This is a genomic window from Isoptericola sp. NPDC057191, assembly GCF_042670225.1.
Taxonomy (GTDB): Bacteria; Actinomycetota; Actinomycetes; order Actinomycetales; family Cellulomonadaceae; genus Isoptericola.
Genome location: NZ_JBHUWC010000223.1, coordinates 1 through 5,753, shown reverse-complemented (window position 1 = coordinate 5,753; position 5,753 = coordinate 1). Strand labels below are relative to the sequence as shown.

The 5,753-nt window shown below is 73.3% G+C and carries 5 protein-coding genes; all 5 read right to left on the bottom strand.

What is annotated here, in order from left to right:
- Positions 1-73: 73 nt before the first annotated feature.
- On the bottom strand, positions 74-1,072 hold the full coding sequence (locus ACFT55_RS18640) for an aldo/keto reductase (RefSeq protein ID WP_380245338.1): 999 nt from the start codon (positions 1,070-1,072) through the stop codon (positions 74-76).
- Entirely contained in the window at positions 1,042-1,863 is an 822-nt protein-coding gene (locus ACFT55_RS18635) for a ribonuclease activity regulator RraA (protein ID WP_380245337.1), read from the bottom strand. The genes ACFT55_RS18640 and ACFT55_RS18635 overlap by 31 nt, the downstream gene beginning before the upstream one ends.
- A gap of 2 nt (positions 1,864-1,865) precedes the next feature.
- Complete coding sequence (locus tag ACFT55_RS18630; RefSeq protein WP_380245336.1) at positions 1,866-3,851, bottom strand: hypothetical protein; 1,986 nt, start codon at positions 3,849-3,851, stop codon at positions 1,866-1,868.
- An 8-nt stretch (positions 3,852-3,859) separates the two neighbouring features.
- Positions 3,860-4,819 carry a carbohydrate ABC transporter permease gene (locus tag ACFT55_RS18625; RefSeq protein WP_380245335.1) on the bottom strand — a complete coding sequence of 320 codons (960 nt, stop codon included), beginning with the start codon at positions 4,817-4,819 and terminating at the stop codon, positions 3,860-3,862.
- Positions 4,819-5,753, bottom strand: a 935-nt coding sequence (locus ACFT55_RS18620) for a carbohydrate ABC transporter permease (RefSeq protein ID WP_380245334.1), incomplete at its 5' end; no start/stop codon positions are given. The genes ACFT55_RS18620 and ACFT55_RS18625, both read right to left, overlap by 1 nt.

The following is a 5,753-nucleotide window of genomic DNA, read 5'->3' as shown; positions in this document are numbered from 1 at the left end:
CTCACGTTCTCAGCGTTGGGAACGTGAGTAACCACCTGTTCGGCACCCGGGGGTGGGGGTGTCACGGTCACGGTCACGGTCTAACGACGGTCGGCGCCGCGACGGCGTCGAGCTCGGCCCACAGGGTCTCGGGGACGACGGCGTCCGCGGCGTCGGCGAAGACGTCCACCTCGCCCGGGGTGCGCGCCCCCACGACGACGGCCTCCACGCCCGGCACCCGCAGCGGGTAGCGCGCGGCCGCGGTCGGGAGGTCGACGCCCGCCGCCTCGCACGCCGCAGCCATGCGCAGCGCGCGCTCCACCTGCCCCGGCGACGCGGGGTGGTAGTCGAAGAACGGCGCGGCGACCGGGTCCGCGAGCACGCCGGAGTTGTACACCCCCGCGGCGACCACCCCGACGCCGCGCTCGCGGGCGGCGGGCAGCAGGTCGTCCAGCGCCGTGCGGTCGAGGAGGGTGACCCGACCGGCGGGCATGACGACGTCCAGCACGCCCGCGGCCTCGCGCACGAACCGTGCGACGGGCTCCGTCCGCACCATGCCCACGCCGACGGCGCGCACGACGCCCTGGTCGCGCAGCTCCAGCAGCGCGGGCAGCGCACCGCGCAGGGCGGCGTCCACGTCCTCCGGGTCGTGCAAGTACAGCAGGTCGACGCGGTCGGTGCGCAGGCGCGCGAGGCTGCCCTCGAGCGACCGCAGCACGCCGTCGCGGCTCAGGTCGCCCACGGTGCCCGTGCCGGTGCCGCCGGTGGGGACGGCGGCGCCGTCGGCGTCCACGATCGTGCGCCCGATCTTCGTCGCCAGGGCCACGGTGTCGCGGTCGACGCCGGACAGCGCGGCGCCGAGGCGCTGCTCGCTGACCCCTGCGCCGTAGTGCGGCGCCGTGTCGAAGAAGCGGATCCCGCGCTCCAGCGCGCGTCCGACCGTCGACTCGGCGTCGGCCTGCTCCACCGGGGTGAACAGGTTGCCGATCGGGGCGCAGCCGAGCCCGAACGACGACGCGGCGACGGTGTCCGCGCCGCCGCCGTCACCGTCGCCGGCCGCCGTCAGAGGGCGGAGCCCTGCGCGGAACGCCATGCCTCGAACTCCCCTCGCGTGTCGGGGGTCAGCGGGTAGTAGTCGCTCAGGCGCGCGCCCTCGTCGAGGCGCAGGCGGCTGAACCCCTCCCACTCCTCGTGGTCCTGCGCGGAGGCGACCACCTGGTCGGCCATCGCGCGGGGCACGATGACGGGGCCGTCGTCGTCGGCGACGACGAGGTCGCCCGGCATGCACAGCACGCCGCCGACGGCGACGGGCACGTCGAAGGCCCACGGGAACAGCTCGGACTGCGAGGCGTAGTGCGGCGTGACGCCGGTGGACCACACCGGCAGGCCCAGGTCGCGGATCTTCCCGGAGTCGCGGATGCGGCCGTCGACGACCATGCCTGCCCCGCCCTTGCGCTGGAAGTAGCGCGCGAGGATGTCGCCCACGCACCCGGAGAAGCGGCTGCCGTACGCCTGGACCACCAGCACGTCGCCGGGCTGCACGGTCTCCAGCACGTGCCACAGCGCCGTGTGCCGCTCCACGTACTCCTGCTCGTCGCCGGCCGCGAGGTCCTCGCGCTGCGGCATGAACTGCAGCGTGAGGGCGGAGCCGACCACCTGGTACCCCGGCTTGAGCGGCCGCGGCCCCTCGACGAACGAGTGCCGGATGCCGAGGCCGTGCAGCTTGGCGCAGGCGGTCGCCGAGGACACCCGGCCCAGCCGCTCGACGGCCGCCGCGTCCGCCCGCTCGAACGCCGGGCCGCGGACCGGCAGCGTGACGTCGGGCCGGACGAGGCCCGCGGTCGGGTCGGCGGGCATCCCGTCGGTGGTGAGGGCTTGGGTCATGGTCAGGCTCCTTCGTGGTGCAGCAGGTGGTGCCGCGGCGCAGTCGTGGCAGGCGCGGTGAGCAGGACGACGTCCGCGCGGTGGCTGGGCGGCAGCTCGACGAGCAGGTCGGGCGCGTCGAGCGGCACGGTGGCGGTCGAGCGCGCCCCGGCGACGCCGGCCGACGCCGTCGAGGGGCCCGGCCAGACGCCGCCGTCCTCGCCCCGCGTGACGACGCCCGTGAGGCGCTCCTCGCCGAACCGCGACGGCCGCACGCGCACGCGGCGGGCGTGCGTCGGCGACAGGTTGACGAGGCTCAGCTCGATGTGCCCCGAGCCGTCGGCGTCGCGGTCGAGGCCGCAGACGAGCGCCGCGACGTCCGGCGGTAGGCCGGGGCGCCGGCGGTCGGCGTCGGTGTACGCGACCGCCGCGAACGGCAGCCCGCCGTTGTACAGGGTCTGCGGGGTGCCGGTCACGAGCTGCCCGAGCACCTCCGTGACGACCGGGTTGGCGCGCTGCCAGAAGTGCAGGTGCACGGTCTCGGGGTCCACCGGCTCCGCGTCCATCACCGCCACGCGGCGGGCGAGCTGGCCGAGCGCCATCGACAGCGCCCGCTCCGGGTAGTCCGGCAGCGAGCCGTCGAGGAACGCGAGCCACGGCCCCTCGTGGCCCGCCTCCACCTTGTCGCGGAAGGGCCGCACCTCGTCGGAGCCCGGGATGCCGTCCAGCACCCGGTCCAGCCGTTTGCGGTCCGCGTCGTCGCGCGTCCACCACCACAGCCAGGTGGGCAGGTCGAGCTGGAGCGGGCCGAAGTCGAACCAGCCGTCCGCGCCGTACCGGTACGGGACCAGCGTCGTGGGCTCCGCGGCGTGCGGCCCGAGCCGCTCGAGCCAGCTGCCGCGCAGGCTGAAGGGCGTCTCGGTGACGGGGGCGACCACCGCGTGGTCCAGCGCCGTGTCGAGCATGGTGCGCACCAGGTCGAGCGGACCGTCGTCGCGTCCGCCCGGCATGGTGCCCGCCGTCGCGCCCGAGACGAACGACGCGTTGATCGCGCCGATCAGCGTGCTCATGCCCACCGAGTGCAGCCCGTGCGGCCAGGTCCAGCCGTAGTGGCCGCCGTACCACGCGCCGTCGTGCAGGCCGCCGACGGCGCCGTCGGGCGCCACGTTGTCCGGCATGAGGCCGCCCGGGGCGAGCCCGCTGGCGGCGCGCTCGCGCCAGCCGTCCACGTACCGCGTCACCCACGCGGCCGACGCGGCGTCGCCGTCGTACAGCCAGCGGTTGGTGACCAGGGACGTCGCGGCCAGGTTCACCGCGGTGTCCCCGGCCGCCCGGCGCTGCAGCTCGTCACCCATGAGCTGCGCCTTCGCCGGGTCCGCCAGGTCGGCCCATCGCGTGATGCCGGGCAGCCCGTGCAGCGGCAGCCCGTACGCCTCCATGTAGTCGAGCGACGCGGGGTAGGTGAGCCACTCCGTGCCCAGGCCCTCCAGAGGTCCCCGCGCGCCGTTGTGCGGAGCCGTGATGATGTTGCGGGCCGGGTCGTAGTTGCCGTGCGCCGGGTCCGTGTACAGGGCGGCGAACCGGCGGGCGCGCTCGGCGAACCGCTCGTCGCCGGGGTCGGCCGCGCACAGCTGGTAGAAGAACAGCAGCGACTCGCCCTGGTGGAACCAGTCGTACCCGTTCTCGTACTCCCCGGTGAGCATGCCGGCCTCGGCGAGCTGCGCCGTCACGCCCTCGAAGTGGTGCTTCGCCGCGGCGAGGATCTCGTCGCTGCCGCCGAGGGCGTAGAACGCCGGCCAGTTGAAGAACGGCTCGTACAGGTCGTCGACGCCGTCACGGTGCTCGAAGCCGCCCGCGTGCAGGATGCGGCCGTCGGGCCCGGTGTACCGGGCGGAGAAGAGCCGCCAGGCCTCCTCGGTGGCGTCGAACAGGCGCCGTTCGAGCACGGCCCAGGCGGGGACGTCGTGCAGCGGCGTCGTGGGCACGCGGGGTGCCGTCGTCTCGCTCATGTCGGCGCTCAGCCCTTCGTCGCCCCGGCGACCAGGCCGCCGATGATGTGCCGCTGCATGAGGACGAAGAACAGGATCGCGGGGCTCACGGCCAGCAGCAGCGTCGGGAAGACGGTCGTGTAGTCGGTGGAGAACTCGCCCACGGCCGCGTAGACGCCCGTCGTCACGGTGTAGATGCCGGAGCCCGGGCCGAGGATGATCTGCGGGCTGACGAAGTCGTTCCAGACGCTGATCGAGTTCAGCACGACGATCGTCGCCACGACCGGCCGCATGATCGGGAAGATGCACGACCAGAACGCCCGGATCTTGCCCGCACCGTCCAGGGCCGCGGCCTCGTCGATGTCGCGCGGGACGGTGCGCAGGTAGGCGGAGAACAGGAAGATCGTCACCGGCAGCGTCGCCGCCGTCTCGAACAGGATGAAGCCGGGGATGGTGTTGATGAGGCCCAGCACCCGCAGCACGAACACGACGGGGATCAGCGTCACCTGGCCGGGGATGAACAGCCCGGACACGAACAGCAGCAGCAGGCCCAGGTGCCACTTCGACCGGCCCCGCGCGATGACGTACGCGACCGGGGCGGCGAGCGCGATGCCGCACACGTTGACCAGCGCCACGAACAGCAGCGTGATGCCGTACGCCTTCACCACGTTGAACTTCTCGCTGGTGAGCGCGGCCTGGAGGTACTCCAGGCTGAACGTGTCGGGGGTGATCGCCAGCGGCGACGAGATGATCGCGTCCTGCGGCTTGAAGGCGTTGATCACCATGATGTAGAGCGGCACCAGCATGACGAGCGCGCCCAGGCCGAGCACCGCCCACTTGAGGACGGTGCCCGCTCCGGGCCGCTCGCGCCGGCGGCGGCGCGCGGGGGCGGTGTTCGTCGTCGTGCCCGGGGAGGAAGCACCGCCCGCCTGCCCCGGCCGGCTCGCCACGGCCTGCGCCGCCTGCGTCGTCTGCGTCGTCGTCGCCATCAGTCCGCCACCTTCTTCTCCGCGCCGCGTCGCGCGAACGTCACCGCGAGGCCCAGCACCGCCGTCACGACCAGCAGGACCACCGACTGCGCCGCCCCGAACCCGAGCTCGGACTGGGCGAACGAGTCCCGCAGGATCTGGTAGACGATCGTCTGGGTCGAGGCGGCCGGGCCGCCGTCGGTCAGGGCCAGGACGATGTCGTAGACCTTGAGCAGCCCCACCAGCGTGAGCACCAGGTTCACCGTGAACACCGGGGCGATCAGCGGCAGCGTCACGTGGCGGAACTGCTGCCACTTCGAGGCGCCGTCCACGGTGGCGGCCTCGTAGTACTCGGTCGGCACCGACTTGATGCCCGCCAGGAACAGGATCATGTTGAAGCCGAAGTGCGACCACACGATCGTGAGGATCACGCTCGCCTTCGCGAACGCGACCTCGGTGAGGAACGGCACCGGCGCGACGCCGAGATGGCCCAGCAGGCCGTTCACCGCGCCCTCGGGGGAGAGCATCGCCGACCACAGGAAGCCGATGATCAGCGCGCTGATGATGTACGGGTAGAAGAAGATCGTGCGCAGCAGCGTGTTCGCGCGGCTGTTGCCCGCGATGAGCGCCGCGATGAAGAGGCCCACCCCGTTGCACAGGACCGTGCCGACGAAGGCGACGACGGCGGTGAAGACCGCCGCGTCCACGGTGCGCGGGTTGCGGAACGCCTCCGCGTAGTTCTCGAACCCGATGAAGGTGAAGCTCAGGCTGTAGCCGTTCCAGTCGGTCAGGCTGAGCACGAACGCCAGGATCATCGGGACGATGAACATCGCGAGGAACACCAGGACGGCCGGGCCGCCCATGACGATCCCGGGGACGCGGTCGCGCCACACGCGCGCCGCGGGGCGCCGGCGCGCGGGCGCCGCCGGGCCCGTGCGCGGTGCGGTCGTGAGGG